The sequence below is a fragment of the Gimesia algae genome (assembly GCF_007746795.1).
GTDB classification, from domain to species: Bacteria; Planctomycetota; Planctomycetia; order Planctomycetales; family Planctomycetaceae; genus Gimesia; species Gimesia algae.
On sequence record NZ_CP036343.1, the window covers coordinates 543140 to 544379 of the forward strand.

Annotated in this window: 2 protein-coding genes; both read left to right on the top strand. The window is 50.4% G+C overall.

The genetic code is table 11. The annotated features are described in order from the left end of the window. Nucleotides 1-528: 528 nt before the first annotated feature. Nucleotides 529-972 (top strand): hypothetical protein, encoded by a 444-nt coding sequence (locus Pan161_RS02000; RefSeq protein ID WP_145223929.1) that lies wholly within the window; start codon nt 529-531, stop codon nt 970-972. 59 nt (nt 973-1031) lie between these two features. Further along, on the top strand, nt 1032-1196 hold the full coding sequence (locus Pan161_RS02005) for a hypothetical protein (RefSeq protein ID WP_197995652.1): 165 nt from the start codon (nt 1032-1034) through the stop codon (nt 1194-1196). The last annotated feature ends 44 nt before the right edge of the window (nt 1197-1240 follow it).

Genomic DNA, 1240 nt, shown 5'->3' on the forward strand with positions numbered 1-1240 from the left:
TCGACGCCCTCGCCACCGGCACCGCCGTTCGACAGGTGATTACGTTTGAGAAGTAACCGACCGGTAATTCTACGCAATCTTAATCAGGTTCGACATGAACCGCGGCTAACGCCGTGCGGCTGATTTTTGCAGTCATCATCGTAACTTTTACTATGTCTACGACTCCGAACGAGGCATACCTGATTAGCCGAAGGGCGTTAGCCCCGGTTGCCTCTCAGTCCATATTAGACGACATATCTTGAATTATTGTTTGATTTAATCAGACACATAACCCGCCCCAACAATCCCCCACACCACGTCCGCCATCTGCTGCTGGCCTACCGCGCACTGGCTGAAACAATCGGTCTGACAGACATGGGTGCAGACGCCGTGAGTAATTCCCGAATCTCAACAACATCGGGACAACAAAAGTGGCGAAAAACCACTTTGTTTTAGACACGGAAAATCTCAGCGGTTACAATCATAGAAAATCGATGCCTGGTGTGATTTCAGGTTGATCCATATGAGAAATCTCGGAGTAACCAGACGATGCCTCTGACGCCTGCTACAGAAAAGAAATTTGTTGAGAACATTTCGAAACTCACCCGCTTTACGGGCGGATACTGCCTGTTTTTCGGAGCAGTTCTATTTCTGGTCAGCCTGGTTTTGAATCCCGTTATTCTGTTCGGCGCGGTGCTGCATCTGATCACGGGCCTGCTCTTCTTGCTGTTCGCGAATGGGATTAAACAGAGATCTCAACGGAGTATCCTGGGGCTGACTCTGTTCGCTGCAACACTGGCTGCAGCCAGTAGCATTGCCATCCTGTTTCTCGTCCTGATCGAGGCAAACTGGAACATCCCGGCGCTGATTGGACTGACAATCTTCATGGTCATCAATCTGCAACTCCTTGTGGAGCTTTTCCTCTGGAAACGGCTCCGCAAGCGACTTTCCGCCACGCCAGAGAGTGAACCACAAGCATTCACCTCTAATTAAGTCTGGCAGAGCTGGCTGGAAAAAAAGGTTTAAAATAAGTTTTGTAGTCATTCCACCACATGCCCCGCCGCGATTTACCCCGCTTCATCGCCGCGTACCAGGCCGTTCTGTTCCCCGTCGACAAACTGCTGACCAGTACCATTCAGCTGGCTGAAATTAATGAAGCCTTCGACGCCCTCGCCACCGGCACCGCCGTTCGACAGGTGATTACGTTTGAGAAGTAACCGACCGGTAATTCTAAGCAATCTTAATCAGGTTCGACATGAAG